Annotated in this window: 14 protein-coding genes and 1 pseudogene; 10 read left to right on the top strand and 5 right to left on the bottom strand. The window is 70.0% G+C overall.

The genetic code is table 11. From position 1 onward, the window contains the following. The first annotated feature begins 78 nt into the window (after nt 1-78). The 9 genes from ACFWDI_RS34170 (at nt 79) to ACFWDI_RS34130 (ending at nt 8,585) form a co-directional block, all read left to right on the top strand. On the top strand, nt 79-1,404 hold the full coding sequence (locus ACFWDI_RS34170) for an AAA family ATPase (RefSeq protein WP_385310058.1): 1,326 nt from the start codon (nt 79-81) through the stop codon (nt 1,402-1,404). An 82-nt stretch (nt 1,405-1,486) separates the two neighbouring features. Further along, on the top strand, nt 1,487-3,307 hold the full coding sequence (locus ACFWDI_RS34165; protein ID WP_385310056.1) for a Mu transposase C-terminal domain-containing protein: 1,821 nt from the start codon (nt 1,487-1,489) through the stop codon (nt 3,305-3,307). Next, the gene (locus ACFWDI_RS34160; RefSeq protein ID WP_385310054.1) at nt 3,307-3,699 is read left to right on the top strand and encodes an AAA family ATPase; all 393 of its coding nucleotides are present in this window, start codon (nt 3,307-3,309) and stop codon (nt 3,697-3,699) included. The genes ACFWDI_RS34165 and ACFWDI_RS34160 overlap by 1 nt, the downstream gene beginning before the upstream one ends. 75 nt (nt 3,700-3,774) lie before the next feature. Then, nucleotides 3,775-4,386: a hypothetical protein gene (locus tag ACFWDI_RS34155; protein ID WP_385310052.1), complete on the top strand. Its 612-nt coding sequence runs from the start codon at nt 3,775-3,777 to the stop codon at nt 4,384-4,386. Between the two features lie 104 nt (nt 4,387-4,490). After that, nucleotides 4,491-4,721, top strand: coding sequence for a hypothetical protein (locus ACFWDI_RS34150; protein WP_385310051.1), 231 nt, complete (start codon nt 4,491-4,493; stop codon nt 4,719-4,721). A gap of 96 nt (nt 4,722-4,817) precedes the next feature. Beyond that, a complete protein-coding gene (locus tag ACFWDI_RS34145; protein WP_385310049.1) occupies nt 4,818-5,204 on the top strand; it encodes a hypothetical protein in 387 nt (128 codons plus the stop codon). 10 nt (nt 5,205-5,214) lie between these two features. Beyond that, a complete protein-coding gene (gene tap, locus ACFWDI_RS34140) occupies nt 5,215-7,458 on the top strand; it encodes a telomere-associated protein Tap (protein WP_385310048.1) in 2,244 nt (747 codons plus the stop codon). 6 nt (nt 7,459-7,464) lie between these two features. Next, a complete protein-coding gene (gene tpg, locus ACFWDI_RS34135; protein ID WP_385310047.1) occupies nt 7,465-8,022 on the top strand; it encodes a telomere-protecting terminal protein Tpg in 558 nt (185 codons plus the stop codon). 134 nt (nt 8,023-8,156) lie between these two features. After that, complete coding sequence (locus ACFWDI_RS34130; RefSeq protein ID WP_385310045.1) at nt 8,157-8,585, top strand: hypothetical protein; 429 nt, start codon at nt 8,157-8,159, stop codon at nt 8,583-8,585. A gap of 143 nt (nt 8,586-8,728) precedes the next feature. On the opposite strand, the gene ACFWDI_RS34125 is transcribed toward ACFWDI_RS34130, so the two are convergent. Beyond that, nucleotides 8,729-9,661, bottom strand: coding sequence for an ETEC_3214 domain-containing protein (locus ACFWDI_RS34125; RefSeq protein WP_385310043.1), 933 nt, complete (start codon nt 9,659-9,661; stop codon nt 8,729-8,731). A gap of 394 nt (nt 9,662-10,055) precedes the next feature. Here ACFWDI_RS34125 and ACFWDI_RS34120 point away from each other — a divergent pair, with 394 nt between their 5' ends. Further along, nucleotides 10,056-12,125 carry a Shedu anti-phage system protein SduA domain-containing protein gene (locus ACFWDI_RS34120; RefSeq protein ID WP_385310041.1) on the top strand — a complete coding sequence of 690 codons (2,070 nt, stop codon included), beginning with the start codon at nt 10,056-10,058 and terminating at the stop codon, nt 12,123-12,125. A gap of 311 nt (nt 12,126-12,436) precedes the next feature. Here the strand turns inward: ACFWDI_RS34120 and ACFWDI_RS34115 are convergent, their stop codons facing one another. The 4 genes and pseudogenes from ACFWDI_RS34115 to ACFWDI_RS34100 form a co-directional block, all read right to left on the bottom strand. Then, complete coding sequence (locus ACFWDI_RS34115; protein ID WP_385310039.1) at nt 12,437-12,679, bottom strand: hypothetical protein; 243 nt, start codon at nt 12,677-12,679, stop codon at nt 12,437-12,439. Nucleotides 12,680-12,846: 167 nt separating this feature from the next. Beyond that, nucleotides 12,847-13,743: a hypothetical protein gene (locus ACFWDI_RS34110; RefSeq protein ID WP_385310037.1), complete on the bottom strand. Its 897-nt coding sequence runs from the start codon at nt 13,741-13,743 to the stop codon at nt 12,847-12,849. 905 nt (nt 13,744-14,648) lie between these two features. Continuing rightward, nucleotides 14,649-17,297, bottom strand: a pseudogene (locus ACFWDI_RS34105) (Helicase associated domain protein); the annotation flags it as partial. Between the two features lie 19 nt (nt 17,298-17,316). Next, the gene (locus ACFWDI_RS34100) at nt 17,317-17,874 is read right to left on the bottom strand and encodes a hypothetical protein (protein WP_385310035.1); all 558 of its coding nucleotides are present in this window, start codon (nt 17,872-17,874) and stop codon (nt 17,317-17,319) included. Between the last annotated feature and the right edge of the window lie 379 nt (nt 17,875-18,253).

Genomic DNA, 18,253 nt, shown 5'->3' with positions numbered 1-18,253 from the left:
GTGTTGGGTTTGCCGGTCTTCGTGTGGAGGGGCGGCCGGGGCGGTGGGGTTGGCCTTGTGACGGGTTCGGGAACCCCGGTGGGGGAGACGGTGCCGGGTCCGGCTGTTCTGGCGGTGGCCGGGCGGGTGGAGCGGGCGGTGGTGGTGCGGCGGCTGCTGGCGGTGGACCGGGGTGAGGGCGGTCTGTCGTCGTTGCATGTGCGGATCGCGGCAGGTTTGGCGGGGGTGACGGAGCGGACGGTGTGGCGGTGGCTGGCCGAGGGGCGCGAGGGGCGGGTGGAGGCGCGGCCGTGGCAGGGCGGGTTCATGGTGGGCGACGCCTTGTGGGAGGTGCTCACCCAGGTGGGCGGGAACGTCGCCGAGTTGCGCCGCAGGATGCTCCGGGCGCAGGACGAGGGCGTGCTGGAGCGTTGGGGGGCGGAGTTGGTGCCGTCCTTGGCGACGCTGCACCGTGCGATCAAGGACGAACTGCGGGCGGGCCGGGTGCTTCAGGTCGCCCGCGCGGCGTCGGGCCGGGTGGAGCCGAGCCGGTACGACCGGGCACTGGCCGAACTCGGCTTCGTAGATGGCGCGAACGGCCCGCCGGTGGCGGACGGCCCGGATACCGAGACGTCCAGTACGGGCGGTGAACAGCGGCCCGGCGCGGTGACGCGTCCCCGGGTGTCCGGTGGGGTACGCCTGTACGCGCCGGGGGCGCGGCTGGTGTCCACGCGGCAGGTGGCCGCCGTGGTGGAGGCGGTGGGGCACACGGTCGCCGCGCGGGGGATCGGCTGCGTGTACGGGGATACGGGGCTGGGGAAGACGGTCGCGGTCGAGCAGGCTCTGCATCTGCTGCCCGGCCGGGTGCCGGTGTGGCGGGCGGTGGTGGGGGTCGGGCCCGGGCTGCCGCAGGTGCGGGCCGCGTTGTGCGAGGCGCTGGGGCTGCCGTCGGGGTCCTTGACGCACCGGGCCGGACCGGCCGACCAGGCGTTGGCGGAGGCGCTGGCCGAGCCGGGTGTGCTGTTCCTCGACGACGCGCAGCGCCTGTCGCCGCCGGTGCTGGACTACCTGCGGCAGCTGTGGGACTCGCCGGGCTGTGCGGCTGCCCTGGTGCTGTGCGGGGCGGGCAGCGAGCGGGCGCTCGCCCGGGCAGCGGCGATGCGTTCCCGGGTCCTGACCTGGCACCAGGTCAGCCGCCTCGACACGGAGGACGTGCCGCGGACGCTGCGCCTGTTCCACCCGGTGTGGGAGGACGCTGACCCGGTCGACCTGGGGCGGGCGGATGAGCAGACCGCCCGCGGCAACTTCCGTACCTGGGCGAAGATCACCTCGCATGTCTGTGCAGCCCGGGGCCGCGACCCCGGTGCGGGTGTGGGGCGGGACGCGATCGACCAGGCCTGCGCCCGGCTCGGCCCGTACTCGTGACCGCCCCTCTCACGCGCCCGGGACGCACCGGTTCCGACGGCAGAGAACCTCACCCCGTTCGGCGAGGAGAAGGAACGGCGCGATGACGGACAACGGACCGCAGGACATCAACGGCGGCCACGGCGTTGACGCGGGAGGGCAGTGGCCGCCGCCGGGGGATCCGGCTGGTGTGCTCGGGAAGCAGTCGCTGGTTGCGCTGCGGGCACCTGCGGTGCGCCGCCTGCTGGCGCTGCGGGCCCGGGGCGGTCTTTCGCGGCAGCACGTGCGGCTGGCGGGGGAGTGCCTGGGGGCATCGGAGCGCACGGTGTGGAGGTGGCTGGCCGAGGCGGCCCAGAGCCCGGCGGCGGCTGCGCACCCCGGAGCCCGCCACACCGGCCGGTTCGAGATCACCGCGGAGATCCGGGTGCTGCTGGCGTACTGGCACGGCAACGCCTCCGCAGTCCACCGCCAGCTCATGGAGCGCGCCGCGGCCGAGGCAGGGGGCGTGCGCGCGCAGACGTCCGGCGCTGCCGTGTCCGTCCCGCCGGACCTGGTGGCTGTTCCGGGCGGGGCAGCCCTGTCGCAGGTGCCGCTGCTGGATCCGGTCCCGTCCCTGTCGACGTTCCTGCGCGCGCTGCGCCGCGACCTGACGGCGGGGGAGCGCGCCGGTCTCGCCATCGGACCGGAGGCAGCCCGCGCCCATGACGTGTTCGGCAAGCGGCCGGCGGCATGGCGCAACCACGCCTGGGAGACCGACCACGTCCAGGCCCCGCTGCTGGTCGACGCCGACGGCGACCTGGTGCGCCCATGGATCACCTGGTTCATCGACACCGCCACCAAGGTCATCACCGGTACCGCTGTCACCCCGGGCCATCCCTCCCGCGCGTCGGTACTGGCCGCTTTGCGCGCCGCAGTGGTGCGGGACGATCCCTACGGCCCGGCCGGGGGAGTGCCGGAACTGGTGAGGATGGACCGGGGCAAGGACTTCCTGTCGGCCGCCGTCACCACCGCGCTCGGCGCGATGGGCGTGACGGTCAAGGACCTGCCCGCCTACAGCCCGCATCTGAAAGGAACGGTGGAAAGCCTCAACCGGGCTGCGGACCGGATGCTGTTCGCCGCCCTGCCCGGCTACACCGCCGGGCCCACCAGGCCCCGCTCGGAGCGGCGCGGACGTACCGCAGGGGCGGTGTCCGCCCTGTCGTTCCAGGACTTCACCGCGGAGGTCCTGGCGTGGACGAACTGGTGGAACACCGCGCACCGCCCGAAAGCCCTGTCGGGCCGTACGCCGCTGGAGGCGTGGCAGGCCGATCCGACCCCTGTCACCGACATCGCCGCCGCCGACCTGTGGGCCTTCACCCTCGAGGACGAGGGCCGGCCCCGGAAGCTGACCAGTCACGGCGTGAGCTGGCGCGGCCGCACCTACACCGCCGCGTGGATGACCGGCCAGGCCGGCCGCCAGGTCCGCGTGCGCTACATGCCGCACCACGACCACGAGATTGAGGTCTGCGATGCCCGTGGCCGCCACCTCGGCCCGGCGCACCTCGCGGACGCGGCCACCCCCGAGCAGCTGCAGGCGCTGCGCGAGGCACGCGCGGAGCGCGCCCGGCGCCTGCGCGCCGACGCGAAGGCCGCCGAACGCCTGCGCCGCCAGCGATTCGCCCCCACCACCCGTGCGGAGCCCGCCCAGCGGCTGGGAGCCGTCACGGCCGCCCAGGCCGAGCGTGAACTCGCCGCCTCCGACTACACCGACGTCGCACGGCTGGCACTGCCCGACCTGATCCCGCCCGCCCCACCTCCGGCGCACTGGCGCACCCCGCCCGCCCTGGCGGCCGGCACAGCGCCGCCCCCGCCCGCCCCCGATCCAGCCGACCCGTCGGCGGACGTTGCGCCGGAGTCCGGCTCCCGACCCGCAGGAGACGCCTGATGACCGAGGACGCCTACCAGTACGTCGACCTGCCCGACGCGGCCGTCGTCACCACCCGGGCCCTGCTCACCGCGCGGGAGAACATCACCGACACCGTCGCCGCCCGCGCCATGATGTGCATCCACGGCGGCGCCGGCCACGGCAAGACGCTCGCGGTCAACACCTGCCTGCGTGAACTCGAACCGGGCGAGGACGTCCGACGGGTCACCTTCCGCGCCCGCCCCACCGCCCGGGCCGTGCGCTACGAGCTGTTCACCGCGCTCGGTCTGCCCGGTGAACCGCCGCGCCGCCTCACGGCCCACGTGCGTCTGGCGCTGTCCCGTACGGGCCGGCCACGGGTGGACCGGGAGGTGCTGCGGTGGGCGTTCGGCCGGCTGGGCGGCTCCGTCTGATGCCCGGCCGCGCGCGGCCCGTGGCTCATCGCCCGTGTGCGGGAGTACCGGTGGAATGCGAGGAGGCGGACTGCGGTGGGGCTGCTGGATCCGATCAACGCGCTCGGTGAGATCGCCGTGGACGTGCTGGCGTGCGGCCCGGCTGCCTCCCGGCGCTGCCCGCCCCGCAAGACGCTGCGCACGGCGGGCCGTTCGCCCTTCACCGTGGTCGTGGACCGTGCAGACGACGTGCGCTTCACCCGCACTGTGCTGGCCGCCCACCATCCGGCGGCGGGACGGGTCGTGGTCCATCCCACCGTCGGTGGGGGCGACCGGCTGCTGTGGCACGACGTCCTGCACGCGGTGGCCGACGGCCGGCCCCTGAGAGCCCCGTCCTGCGCAGCCCTCGGTACCGAACCCGCGCAGGAGCGGTCGGCGCGCACCGCCCTGAAGGCTGCGGCCGTGCACCGGATGACCGTCCTGCGCGCGCACCGTATCGGACTGGGCGTATGGGCGGATCTGATGGCCCTGCACCACGCCACCGGCACGGACGTGACCGTGGTGCACCACGCCGAACTCCCCGTGGACCTGGCGCATCTGCTGCGCCACTGCGACCACCGCATCCTCACCGCCTACGCCGCCGTGCGGGCGCTGCACCCGCCTGCGGGGACATCGGGGGAGTCCTGGGCGGACCAACGGCACCAGTGACCGGCAGCTCCGGGGCGCTGACCTGTGCCGGGCCGCGGCAGAGTCGTTGGGGGCGCCGGTCCAGGGACGAACAGGAGCGTGCGGTCCACGCAGCCCTGCATGACGTGGCTGGTTGCCAGTTGACGGTCCTGCGCGCCCACCGGATAAGGCTTGGCCTGTGGGCAGACCTGATTCACCTGCACCGCACCACCCACGCGGAACTGGTCCTCGTGCACCATGCCGAACTCCCGGACGACCTCGCGCATCTGCTGCGGCACTGCGACCACCGCGTCATCGCGACCCTCGCCGGCATGGAGAGGCTGCACCCGACCGGTGCCGCCTGCGCGCCACCCTGACCGTGCCCGTGGTGCTGCGGCACAGAGGTCACACCGGCCATGAACAATGAAACAACACTCCGTTGTTTGCTTGTCTGGTTGCGGTAGGGTGCGGGTATGGCACGCGACTCCCGTCAAGAAGCCCGTGAGCGTTTGTCCGCGCTGGCGGACGTTCCCACGGCCGACACTGCTGCGGCGCGCCGTCTGGAGCGCGACGCCTCGTTGCTGGGCCGGCTGCTGTCGGCAGCCGCCGGCGATCAGACCGGCGGCAGGCAGGCGCCGGATGTGCTTGCGGACGATGTGGGCGCAGCACTCGGCTTGTTCGAGGACATGCGGGAGCAGCTCGACCGGCTGGAGACCCAGGTCGTCATCGAGGCCCGGCGGCGCGGCATGGACTGGCGGCAGATTGCTCAACACCAGGGCCTGAACTCCTCCCAGGCCGCCTCGCAGCGCTATCAGCGCGTGATGACACGGCTCGAAGAGATCCGTCAGGGCGTCAGGTGAAGGAGGGCAGATGACGGACCAACCCGATGAGCTGTTCGCGGCCGTCGACTCGCTGCTCGCCGCCGTCGACGGCGGAACCGTGCTGCCCGCCCCGGCCGAGCGGGAACGGCTGCGGGAAGCGGCCGGCCTGACCCAGGTCGCCATCGCCCAGGCGCTCGGAGTGCGCGTACCGAGTATTACCGCGTGGGAGGCAGGCCGGGCGGAGCCGAAGGGGGAGCGCCTGGAGGCCTACCGCAGACTGCTCGAGGGCCTTGCCCACCGCTACCCCGCGCCGGTCACGTCCTCCGGCAACGAGCAAGGCCCTGTGCCCGAAACGTCCTCCGCACTGCAGGCTCTGGCCCCGGGGCCAGAGCCTGAGCCGTACGTGCCCGCAGCGGCCGCCAGCCCGGCAGCCGGGCCGGAGCAGACGTCCGCCCTCGCCCAGGCGCCGTCCCGGCCGGGGGCGGGCAGCAGCTCCAGGACGTCGTCGTCGCGGCGCCCGGCAGCGAAGGGGGCGACGGCAAAGCCTGCCTCGGCGGCCGCCGTTGACCCGCGGTTCGAGCATGGTCCGCTCGCTGTCGTCGACGTCTGCGACGGGCAGGTGTCGGCGTACTGCGTCGGCGGCCTGATCCTGGATGTCCCCGCCAAGTCCATTGCCTCCCTGGTCGATTGGACCCTGTCCCAGGCGAGGCTCGGGCAGGCGAAGCTGTCCGGGCCGGGCAAGGACGCGGACCCGCTGATCGTGCTCACGGAGGCCGCGTGCGAGCGCTACGGCCTGCCGCTGCACCTCGGTGAGGAGGAGCGCCTGTCGGGACGGTTGCCGGAGGGCCACAAGGTCATCAAGCAGCTGGCGCGGGCGGAGTGGCAGCTGACGAAGCGCGGCTTCGGGCCGTGGGCCCGTATCTACCGCCCGGCCCGTGGATCCGAGCGGCTGTGTGTGCAGCTGTGCATCCCGTCCTGGGGCGCGCTCGACACCCGGCACTGGGGCGAGGCGGGGCAGCTTCCGCCGGCGGAACTCGCCCGGCTCCTGGGCACGTATGCGTCCCGGGTGATGACGCCGCGCGGCTCCACGGCCGTGACCGGCCTGGAGCTGATGACCGCGCTGCACCCGCCGACCCGGGCCAGCGAGCCGGACGAGTACGGCGTGAGGCACAGCGAGCACAACCCCGGCTCTCTCGGGAAGGACCCGGTGGACTGCGCGCCGTGCGAGGCTCCCGACGGGCACCCGCTGCTCAAGGACCTGCCGCGCTTCCACCCGCGGGGCCCGGCCGAGGTGTTGATGGAGGAGGCGTACGACTGGGCGCGGCCGCTCACCGACGCGGAGTGCCTCAAGCGCAACCTGGTGGGCATCGATGTGAACATGGCGTTCGCCGCGGGCGCGAACGGCACGATCGTGGGCCTGGGCGCGCCGACGAAGGTCAAGAACCCGGTCTTCGACCCGAAGTTGCCCGGCTCGTGGCTGGTCGACCTCAGCCACGTCGACCTGTCCCGCGTGCTGGTCGGCAAGGAGTGGCAGCAGCTCGAAGACGACCTGCTGCCCAGTCCGTTCACGCCGAAGGGCGAGAGACCGACGGGGCCGGCCTGGTACGCGACACCGACCGTGGCGTACGCGGTGGAGCTCGGCTACACCGTCGCCCCGACCGAGGCATACGTGCGGTACGCGAACGGGCGTTACCTGGACGGCTGGTACAACCGGCTGCGCGACGCCTACGTGGCGACGATGGCTGACCTGGGCGTCACCGGCGACCTTGGTCCGGCCGATTTCCTGGCGGCGATGGACGGCTACCGGCAGCGCGATGAGCAGCTGGCGATCGTGGTGTCCGCGGTGAAGGCCACCGTGAAGGGCGGCATCGGCAAGCTGCGCGAGCGTCCCCGTGGCGAGGGCTGGAAGCCGGGCCAGCCGTGGCGGGCCCTGTCCCGGCCGACGTGGCGCCCGGACATCCGCGCCGCCGTCATCTCCAAAACCCGGATCAACATGCACCGAAAGCTGCTCAAGCACGCGCTGGCGACGGGCCAGTATCCGGTCGCGATCCTCTCCGACTGCGCTGTGTACGCGGCTGATGGACCGTCCCCGCTGGACTTCCTGCCCTACCGGGACGGCAAGCCGCTGCCGGGTGGGTGGAGGTTGGGTGTCAGCCCGGGGATGGTCAAGCACGAGGGCACCCAGAGCGTGCTGTGGGGCGAGGGCGTACGCGAGCAGTTCGACGCTCCGGAGCTCAACCTCGCCCGGTACATCAAGGACGGGCAGGTCACCACCAAGGACAACGGGGAGTAGACCGCGATGACCATGTTCGGGGACGGCCTCGACAAGGCAGTGCAGAAGGCGTTCACCCGCGCCATCCCGAAGTCGGCCGGCGGGCAGATGCGGTACCTGGTCAAGCAGCTCAAGGGCACCAAGGCCGTCGCCCAGATGCTGCGTATCTCCCAGCGCACCGTCGAGCGGTACGTCAAGGACCAGATCAAAAAGCCCCGCAAGGACCTCGCCGCCCGGCTGGAGGCCGAGGTCAAGAAGCGGTGGCAGCCGCAGATCCGCGCCCAGGCCAAGAAGAAGGCGGCCACCACCGGCGGCATCGTCATCGACACCCAGGCACGGCTCGGCTACACCGCCCCGATCGGCAGCACCGACCAGGACCGGCTCCGCCACCTCACCGTGGCCCTGCCGCCGCAATACGCCGCCCGTCTCTTCGACGCCCAGGAGCAGGGCGCCACCGACCAGCAGCTCCAGGAAATCGCCGCCGAAGCGCTCAAAGAGGTGTACTTCCAGGACGGTGGCCGCCGTGCCGGCAGTCTGGAAGAGGTCCGCTTCACCGACATCGAACACCTCGACTTCGAGCTGTAGGCCCCGAACAGCGAGCCCCGTCGACCACATTGATGTGACTGAGTGTTTGAGTTGGCGGCTTGAGGCGTGCCCGGGGACGTCGGCTTCGAGAGCGGTCCTGGTGTCGGAAAGCGGGCAGGGCTAGCTTCCTGGGTATGACTGACCAGTTCGACGCCCAGCTCGACAAGGCCCTCGACAATGTGCGCGACATGCTGCCGGAGAGTGCCCTGCTCCGCCTGGAGGCAAAGCTCCGCCAGATCCACGCCGAACGGCCCGACTTGGAGGGGCGGGAGGTTGTGAACATGGCCTTCGACGTCCTCGAGGGGGAGAAGATCGACGCCCGCCTTGCCATGGAGGAGGCACGTGCGCGGGTCGATGAGGCGGCTTCCGCCGAAGCTCGCCTCGCGTCCATGCAAAGGATCGCAGAACGCTCGGCCGAGCTGGACGCTGTCGAAGCCCGGTACCCCGGGAGGGCCACCATCGCTGAGGCGCTCGCCGACGCCGGGATCTCGTGGGCCTACCTCGGTCTGAGCGAAGAGGACGGCGTCCTCGCCGAGGAGATCCGCCGAGGGTTTGGGAAGTAGGAACGCTGCTTGACAACGGTGTGACTGCGCTTCGGCTCGCCAGGTGTCCCGACGCTCGGGCGCTCAGTCCGCCGACTCGCACGCTCATCCGCCATCTGAAGCGCTCAGTCACAATTGACGCGCCGCCGGACCGTGTAGTGGGGCTACGGCCCGCCCGACTCGGGCTCCGACCCTGCGTCGGCGGTGCGATTCAGGCCGGGCAGAGGGGCGCCTGTGGGCTGCGTGCGCGAGCGCCAGCGCTGCAGGAACTGCTGGGCTTCCCTTCCGCGTCGCACGAGTGCGACGCGGAAGGGATGGCGTAGTTCGAGGAGCCGGACGCGGTCGTGGTCGGGTGCGATGCCGTACGGCAGGACACTGTCGAGGTCGATCGTGGAGCCGACGATGAGTACTGAGTTGATGCGGGCATGCTCCCGGTAGTCCGCCAATTGCGGTTGCTTCCACTCATTGCAGCCGACCGGCGGAGAGGCTGGCGAGCCCACGTCGCTGACCCCGACCACCCAGTGCAGATAGCCGCCCGGGTTACCGAAGTAGTGCTGCTCTGCGTAACTGAACCGTCGTGCCCCGACTGCTGGCCAGGGCCCGAAGTCCTCGGGTGCGGTAGCGGGCAGATCGGCGAGCCGGGACCTGCCGAGCGTGATCCGGTACGGCCCGACCGTGACCCGTGGCCGGAACAGCCGGCTGCGGGTGGTCAGGGAGTGCATCAGCACCTCGCCGTCCTCGTTGCACCAGGTCACCAAGTACCCCAGCATGCCCAACGGCCAGGCCCGCACCGTCAGCTCAACCTCGCGAAGGACTGCCTCGTCGCGCTCATCGGCGCCATACACTTTGACGCTTTGCTTGTGCTCCCATGCGGGCTCGCCGAACAGCCCTTCGACGTAGTCGTGCCGTACGTAGGTTGCGAGTTTCCGGTACGCCTTGATCAGACGCCGACGCTTGCCCAGGCAGCAGCCACGGTCGCAGCGGACACCTCGAAATCGCCCGCCGCATCTCCGGCCAAGCCAACAACTCCGCGATGCTCCATACCCGAAGCCAAGTACATGAGCACAAGCGCAGATGTTCCGATCACTGCCGCTCACTCGAACGGATGAGAACCCTTCGCTGGAGCGGGACGCATGGTGTCTGCAGCGGGCCCGGCCGGGGCTGGCTGGGCAGCGGTCCGCAGTTCGATGTCCACGACAGTGGAGGCGATCTCGTCCTTGCGCCACTTGTCGGGGGGAGTTGTACCAGGCCGCCCGCGTAGGCCATGTGCAGCAGTTCTGCCTTGGTGTGCTTTCCGTGTCAGACGGCCGCCTACTCAAGTACGCCCACGAAACCGTCGCAGCTGTCGCCACCGCTCTGGACTGCGCCTACGACGGACACATCCCCTAGCGTCCCGCTATCGCGCTGCGCTTCGCCGCCTGACGTCTCGTCCGGGAGATGGAAAGTCCCGATCGACCGGCGCCTGACCGCCCTGCCCTCCATCCTGGACACATGACGTCCAGCGACCCCGCCCCGGCACACGCGCAGCCATCGATCACAACGGTGACGCGGCACGACATCTTCAACTACCTGCGCGGGATATCGAGCCCCTGGTGGGGGAAACTGGACGAGGTCACGTTCCTGGAGGACCTCTACGACTTGGACCGACCTACGTCCGAGAACAGCCGGCTCCCGACTGTCCGCGCTGACATCCAGCAGCACCGGATTAACAACTACGACCTGCCCGACGACTGGATCTTCGAGGACTCTCGGTTGGAGCTCTCCGACGGACCGGACGAGGTGCTGCTCGCCTTCCTGGCACGAACCGTCCATCCCGAGGTTGCGGCCGACGTCGATGAGGCGACGAAGCAGGTCGAGGAGCTGAACCGGCTGTTGGCACCGGACGGATGGGGCCTGCGTCCCTACGAGTTCCTCTCCGGCCGCCCTATCTACACGCCGGTCCGACTTCCGCCCACGGGCCCGTTGATCCCGCTGCCGCTGAACGACGACGACACGGGCAAGCTCGACCTGGTCCTGGGGCAGACCTACAGCCTCCTGGACTGCGCCGGCGAGGAGACCGCACGCGACCTGCTGCGCACAGCTGTCCTGACCCTGCGCCGCGACGGCGGCTTCTTCCACCCCATGCATGGTGACGGTTGGACGGCGGACACCTACGCGGCGGTCCTGACCGTGGAGCGCGAGCTCCAGCCCACCTGCGCCCCGGAGACGAAGGAGGTGATCTGGCGGACGCTGGAGACCCTGCTCAGCCAGCTCGGACGCACCGACGTCCAGGACCTCGTGGTTGAAGGCGATACCCGGCCGCTGCCCAACATCCCGCCGGACTGGCGGGCCCAAGCCACCGCACCCGCCACTCCCATCGTTCGAGGTTTGCGCCTCTCCTTCTCCACCACCGAGTTCGACGTCACCCGAGGGGACTTCGCCGACCTGGAGATCCGCGGCTCGCATGACAGCAGCGGGTTCCACTACCTCTACGACACCCGCGCACGCCGGATGATCACCGACTTCGTCCTCGACGACCGGCCCCAGGTGGCCACACTGTGCAGCGTCACCATCATCAAGAAGGGCAACACCTTCACGCCGAGGATCAAGCTGTGGAAGAAGGACAAGAAGAAGGCCGGGGAGGTCTCCGCCACGCAGACGGTGCCCGACACCGGGGCCACCCGGGCCGTCAAGGCGCTCGTCGACACCGGGGATGTCCACGAGAACTTCTGGAAGGTCATCAACTTCCTCCAGGGCTGCGCCGGGCTGAGCACGCCAGGCGACTCCCTCCAGCTCGTGGCCGGGGACCAGGCCCAGCTGACCCAGCTGCTGACCGGCCAGGACCGGACGATGGTTCTCGGTGCGGTCAGGACCGCGATCGGCGGTGGGCTCACCGAAGAGGACATCCGGTTGATCAGCAACCGCAGAGAGCAGCTCCATAGGTTCGAGCGGCTGCTGACCGATCCGGACTACTTCCAGCAGGAGGAGAGCCTGGCAACGTCGCGCGGGGCGGAGGCGGTCTGGCAGGCCTTTTTCGAGGCGAACCAGTGGATCTTCGGCTACGGGCTCAACCTCATCGCCTGCGAATCCATCGACGACGGCAAACTGGAACGCATCACCACCGGTGCCAACATCTTCGGCGGAGCCGGGAAACGCATCGACGCCATCATGCGTTCCAAGGGCCTGATCAGCAGCATGCTCTTCTGCGAAATCAAGACCCACGACACGGAGCTGCTCGCCAAGACCCCATACCGCGCGGGCGTTTACCAGGCATCGAAAGAACTGGGCGGCGGAGTGGCGCAGGTGCAGAAGACGGTCAGCAAGGCCCAGCAGCTCATCTCCCGCGAGTTCCTCACCCGCATCTACGACGACGACGGCACCCCGACCGGCGTCGAACTGTCCACCACCCGGCCCCGGCAGGTGGTGGTGATCGGGAGCCTGCGCGAGTTCACCCATAACGGCGCCGTGAACCCGGAGAAGATCAACTCCTTCGAGCTGTACCGGACATCGATCCAGGACGTCGAGGTCATCACGTTCGACGAACTCTACCAGCGGGCGTGCTTCATCGTCGAAGATCGCTAAGACTCCCATCCACCGGTCTGGGTGGCCTATGGGCGTGTCCAGTAGACGGCTGCTGCTACCCGCGCATGCCGAGTGCGTCGAGTTCCGCGCGCCGCTCGGGCTGAGCTTGTCGGCGCGGCGCCAGCAATTGTCGACGAACAGCCCCAGTTCTACGGTGGTCTGCGACCCGTCCGGCTCGGTGAGCTGGACGACAGCCTTATAGGTGGCGCTGTGCCGTCACCGACCGGCGTGTGCTCCGCTGGTGGCCCCGGCCTCGGGACCGGGACCGGGACCACCAGGTCGGGGGAGAGGGGATCAGCGGGTGCGCCGGGTCAGCGCTGCTGGATCCACCAGATGATCCACCCGGTCCCGCTCGCGCCCACGGCGCCGGCGGAGCCGCGGACGATGCCGTGGCCCGCCGTACGGGCGAGGGCGCGCAGGCGACGGCGGAGGCCGCCGTTCAGCAGCTGCCGCAGCCGGGTCCGGATCGCGGACCAGATGTGGCGCAGCTTGCCGTTGCCCTGGTGATGCCGGGTCGACGCCGGCTGGACAGTGCCCTTAGGATCGTTGGACATGCTGATGGTGCCTCCCTGGCGAGTGACTGTCGGTTTCTTCACTGGGCGGCTCCCTGCTGGAACAGGGGGCCGTCGCCCGTTTGCGGGGCGGCGGCCTGTGCCGCGCCCGACCCGGGTGTGCCGGGCCGGGAGTCGTGGGGCCGGGGGCCGTAGCGCCCCGGCGGTGCTCATCGCGGAATCGCGGCCCCCGAGAGCGCGGGGATACGGGAGCCGATCCGCAGCGCGGTGCGGGTGACGCCCTCAGGAGTCCAGGCGGCCTCTGCCGCCTCGCGCTCCGTCTTGTTGACGTTCAGGTCGAATGGCGCGGCGAGAGCCCAGCGGACGTGCGTGCTCTGCCCGAGGACGGAGAAGCCGTCCAACTGCTGCTCGGAGAGGAACTCGTACAGCAGGCGCTTCTTCTTCAGCTCCTCGATGCCGCGCCCGACCGTTGACGGGGAGACCCCGTACCAGAGCGCGTACTCCCTGGCCTTGTGCAGGGCGAAGGACGGGCTGCGCTGGCTCATGAGGATGAGCAGCATCGTCTTCGCCGGCATCGAGAGCGACCGGTAGTAGTGCTGCTCCCAGTACGCGAACGGCACCTTGAAGTAGGTGCTCTTGCGGGAGCCCTCCTTGTCGCCCGACGGCAGCGTGTACGGATCGCCGGAGCCGTCCTCGAGCAACTTGGTGATTTTCGTCATCCGGCCGTACGGCTCGGTGCTGATCAGCTTCAGTTCCTTGAGCTTGTGCAGGTGCCGGGAGACCGCAGCGCTCGCCGTGCCGTTGGTGGCGAAGGAGATCCCCGCAGCGCGGCCCCAGGTCTCGGACCGGTGAGCGACGCCCCAGTCGGCGCGCGCGGTGACGCAGTGGATCAGGAGGAAAAGATCCAGCCGCTCGTTACTGCGCAGCATCTTGGAGAACGGGCCGGGCCGCGTGACCAGGCGGAGGCCGGGATCGGCATCCTGGACGAAGGCACGCCGGATGAGGACGGCACGGCCGGTGCGCTTGGACTGCTCCAGCAGCATCCGTATCGTGTCGTCCTGGCTCACGGCCATGTCCCTCTTGAGCACGGTCAGTTCGGTGTTCACGGAGTCCATGTTCACCGATCGGTCGTACGAAGCGGGTGTCGAATTCCGGTGCGACCGCTTGGCCGCCTCCCGTTCAGACCGGGCTATCGGAAAACATGGGATAACAGATGACCCCAGTAGGAAACCATTGGTGCCCGAAGCTGCAGGCAGGTGCTTGCTTGGCACCTGGAACCTTTAACGCTTCAGAAGGTGATCTTTGATGTTCTGGAGCCCAACTCTTGGATAGTTCACGCCGTGACTCCGTACCTGGGAGAACACGGCGGCGAGTCCGGTTCGAGCCGGTCGCTGGTGACGTCTCCTCCCGCGGCTGCCAGCGGCCTACGCGGTCCGTACGACTGCGCCCGGCCCGAACCCGACAGCACGAGACCCCAGGCCTGAAGAAAGGGCCCGGGGTCCGGCGTGGTGGGGAGGGTGCAGTCAGGGAAGGCTCAGTAGTCGTCCCGTTCGGAGGGCGGCCCGTACTGCTCGATGAGGTCGCAGGTGCAGGTGCCGCCCTCGTACAACTCCTTCTCGCACTCGTCATGGTGGTCCCGCTCCAGCAGCGGCTTCGCCGGAACGGGCCGCGCGGTGACTGCGGCGGGCCGAGCCAGGGCTGGCCGGTCAGCCGCGCGGAACTCGATGTCCACGACGGCGGAGGCGATTTCGTCCTTGCGCCACTTCTCGGGGGAGTTGTGGTTCACCAGGCCGCCCGCGTAGGCCATGCGCAGCAGTTCGGCCTTGGTGTGCTTGCGCATCAGCTCGTTCATGCGCGACATCCGAGCCCTGCCCCGCGCCGCCTGAGCCTCGCCCTCCGTCACGGTGTCGGCCTGGTCGTCCTCCTCCTGCGCCTGCGCGTCCGACGGCGCGGGCTGCACGGAACCGTCGTCCACCGATGCCGGGCTGGACGGGGCCGGCACCGCTGCCTTCGCCCAGGGCACGCCCAAGGCGGCGAGGACGGCCTGCTGCTCGGAGGTGAGCTTGTCCCACCTCGCCCGGGTGTTCGAATTCCATACGCCCAGCTTCACGACCACCGGCTCCGCCTCGCCGTCGACCACGATCTGCTCGCTGTGCCCGCGCGGCGTGGGCCGGTCCGCGCCTTCCCGTTCGACCCACTGCGCGAGGGCCGCCAGGCCCCGCTGGAACGACTGTTCTGCCTTGCTCGGGCCCTTCGCCGTACGCGTGGCCGCCGGGGCGGGAGACGGCGCCTGGACGGGCTTCACGCCCAGCTGGGACAGCCGCTCCTGCTGCTCGGTGGACAGCTGCGCCCAGGTGCTGGCTTCTCTCATCCGGGCGAGCCATTTGCCGAGGTCGTCGCCTTCGAAGGTCACGCCGGGCTGGATGTCGGGGAGGATGCCGCCGGCCTCGGTGTCGGCGAGGTCGGCGAGGGTGCGGTAGTGGCGTTGCCAGTCGAGGGGCCAGGGGCAGTTCCAGTCGGGGTCGATGGCGGCGAGCTGCGCGGCGCGCTTCTCGGCCCGCTCCGCGTTCTTGCCCAGGCCGCCGTTCCTTCGCAAATTGGCGGTCAGTTGCCCAAGGGGGATCAGGTCGGCGTCGTTGTCACCCCAAATGGTGTCCTGCCGGGGTGCGAGGTGGTGGTGGGCGCGGTGGTAGCTGCGCAGGGCGGCGAGTTTATTCTCCCAGGCTTCGTCGCCTGGTTCCCAGACCATTCCGGCTTCCGGTGCGTCGAGGAGTTCTTTGCGGTGGTCGTCGAGTTCGCCGGCCCGCAGGGCCTTTCTCTGTTGGTGTGTCCACCTGCCCAGGGGGAACGTCTCGGTGACGCCCACCCGGGTCTCCACGTTGTAGGGCACGGCGTAGAGACCGGTGATCCCGTTGTCGGTCCGCCAGCGGATGAGTGCTTGGTAGCCCTCGAGCCAGACGAGGCTCTCGGGCCGGTAGACACGGGTGCGCAGGAAGGCGGCGACGGTCGCTGGGTCGCGGGGGCTGGAGAAGTGCAACAGCTCCGATTCGACCGCGCCCTGCGCGCCGTCCTGTTCCTGGTCTTTGCCGTCGCCTTCGCCGTCGGCGCTGATGATCTGCCCGTCTTCGTCGCGGATGAGGTGGTGCCGTTTGGTCTGTGGCTGCCTGGTCAGGGCCCGTGAGGCGAGCTGCTCGACGAGGCGTTCCGAGTGTGAGCGCAGGCCTTGGAGGACGGCTACGAGCGGTTTGAACGAGGCGGAGGCGACCATGTCGTCGGGGTCTTCGCCGGGTTGCAGGAAGACGGGCACGATGATCCTGGCCACCTTCGTCGTGCCGTCCGGGTTGGGCCGCAGGGCGCGGCCGATGTTCTGGACGATCTCGACCTGGGAGCCGCGGGTGTCGGCGAAGCACACGGCCTCGACTCCCCGTTCGCCGACGATGTCGACGCCTTCCCCGAGGACGCGCACGCTCGCGAGGAAGGCGCGGTGCACCCGGCGGGCCGCCGCGTCGATGCCGTTGGCGAACTGCCGCAGTACCTCGCGGCGTTCGGCGACGAGATGGTCGCCGCACAGCCACGCCGACCACACCCGGTCCGGGGGTACGTGGCGGCCGGCCTCCAGCTCGTAGAACTCCGCGTCGATCGGCGACTTCGGCAATGCGTCCGCGCCGGCCAGAGCCTGGTCGGACGCCTCGGTGACGTACAGCTGAGCGGCCGTCTGCGGCATCTTCTCCGCGAACGCCATGGCTTCCTCTACCCGCTGGTGGAACGTCATGACGGTACGCAGGTTGTGGCGCGCGGCGTGTTCCAGGAGCGCGGTCTGCAGCAGTGCCAGGCGCCGGCCCCGCAGCGCCTCCTCCGACAGCCCGAGGACGGGGGAGGGGTCGCGGATCTCCAGGACGTCGATCTCGAAGCCCGCGAGGATGTTCCGCTCGATCGCCTCGGACAGCCCGAGCTCGTAGATCCACTCGCCGTACGTCCCGTCCGGGTCGCTGGCCATGGAGGCGATCTCCAGCTCCTGGCCGTCCGCGCCTTTCTGCGGGCGGGGTGAGGCGAGGATGCGCGGGGTGGCGGTGAGGTAGAGCCGGAAGTCTGCGGGGATGCGGGTGTTGTCGTGGATGGCTGCCCAGGGCCGGGCGGTGTCCCCGGCGAGTCCGTGGGCTTCGTCCAGGACGGCGAGGTCGAAGCCGTCCATCGACTGTCCGTACAACCGCTCCCCGCCCGCCAGAGCGGCCTCCAGCGGCCCGCGAACCTTCCGCTGGCCCATCGGTGCGTCGATGTCCTCACGGTCCACGAGGGAGGCGTACGTGGCGAACACGACCACGGGCCCGTTCCCCGCCCACAGGGCGAGCTGGATCGCGTTCGTGGTCGTACGGACCCCGAGCTGCTCCAGGACTTCGTCCTTCTCCAGCGAGCACACGGCGACCATGGGCGCGTTGTGACCGACCCGGCGCCACGCCTGTGCGGTCTGCACCAGAAGATCAAGGGTGGGGACCATGACGAGGACCCGCCCGCCCCGGAAGCATTCCAGCGCGGCCGTAGCGGCAGTGATCGTCTTCCCGGAGCCGGTGGCGGACACGACCGTGGCGCGCGCTCCCACCGAGGACACAGATGATCTTGCAGGGAATCCCACCCACTTGCGGATACGCGTATTCGCGTCCACCTGGTGTTCTGAAGCTGAATCACAGCAATTCTCCGGGTTCGGGAAGGACCTGCTCGACCGAGGTAATCCGGTATGCGCCCTCCTGGTAGAGACCGCCTGGCCGCCCGTAGACGGTCCAGGCCCGATGGGCGGCTTCACCGAGAGAGGAGGCCATCATGTGGACGGTGAGCCGTGGTTCGCCCGGAGAGCCGGCCCGCTGGGCGACGATCCGGTAGACCCGATGACGCAGCATCTCGGCCGGCGCCCCGCCGTGTTGCTCTGCAGCGGCCACGTCAAGAGCCACACGCTGCATCCGCTGCTCCTCACGACGGCCTACACGCGGATCCCGCCCCGGTACGTAGACAGGCATCTGCTGCTCCGTCATCACATGGGCGATCCGCTCCCATTCAACGCACTCCCACATGGCGATCAGCAGCTCACTCAAGTTGAGGATCTCTGCCGGTCCTTCGCGTGCACGTTCCTCGCGCTCCCGGGAGAGCCGCGCATGCGTCTGCACCTGGCCTAAGACGAGCCCGGCGGCCTTTCTCGTCACACCAAGCCGGGCTACTTCAGCCGGAAGATATTCGTAGACCGACATGAGCCCAGCTCCCTCGCTGCCAGAGTGTGTCTCCTGTTTCCACCAACTCTACATGCTGCATCAAATCGACGATGCGTTACACGGAAACCAGAACACGGACGAGCGACCCCCCACCCCGATAGCCAGCCCAGCCCGCGGCAGCGGGCTAACGCACCGCAAGGCGCAGCCTGAAGGACTGTCAGGGCGGGGGAGCGCAGCGGATCCGCCCTCAGGAGTGCGAAGCACTCCCCAACTCCCGTAATAAAAACGCAAATAGCCGCACCTGGCACACCGTCAACCCCGGGCCGCGCCGGCCGCGACGCGGCCGGCCTCCCTCAACTCCCGAAGCGAAGCGCAGGGAGTTGCCCGGCGAAGCCGGGCGCGGTGAGCGAAGCGAACC

It is taken from the genome of Streptomyces sp. NPDC060064 (assembly GCF_042736455.1).
In the GTDB taxonomy this organism is placed as follows: domain Bacteria; phylum Actinomycetota; class Actinomycetes; order Streptomycetales; family Streptomycetaceae; genus Streptomyces.
The sequence above is the reverse complement of the archived record's forward strand: the minus strand, read 5'-3'. Positions and strand labels throughout refer to the sequence as shown.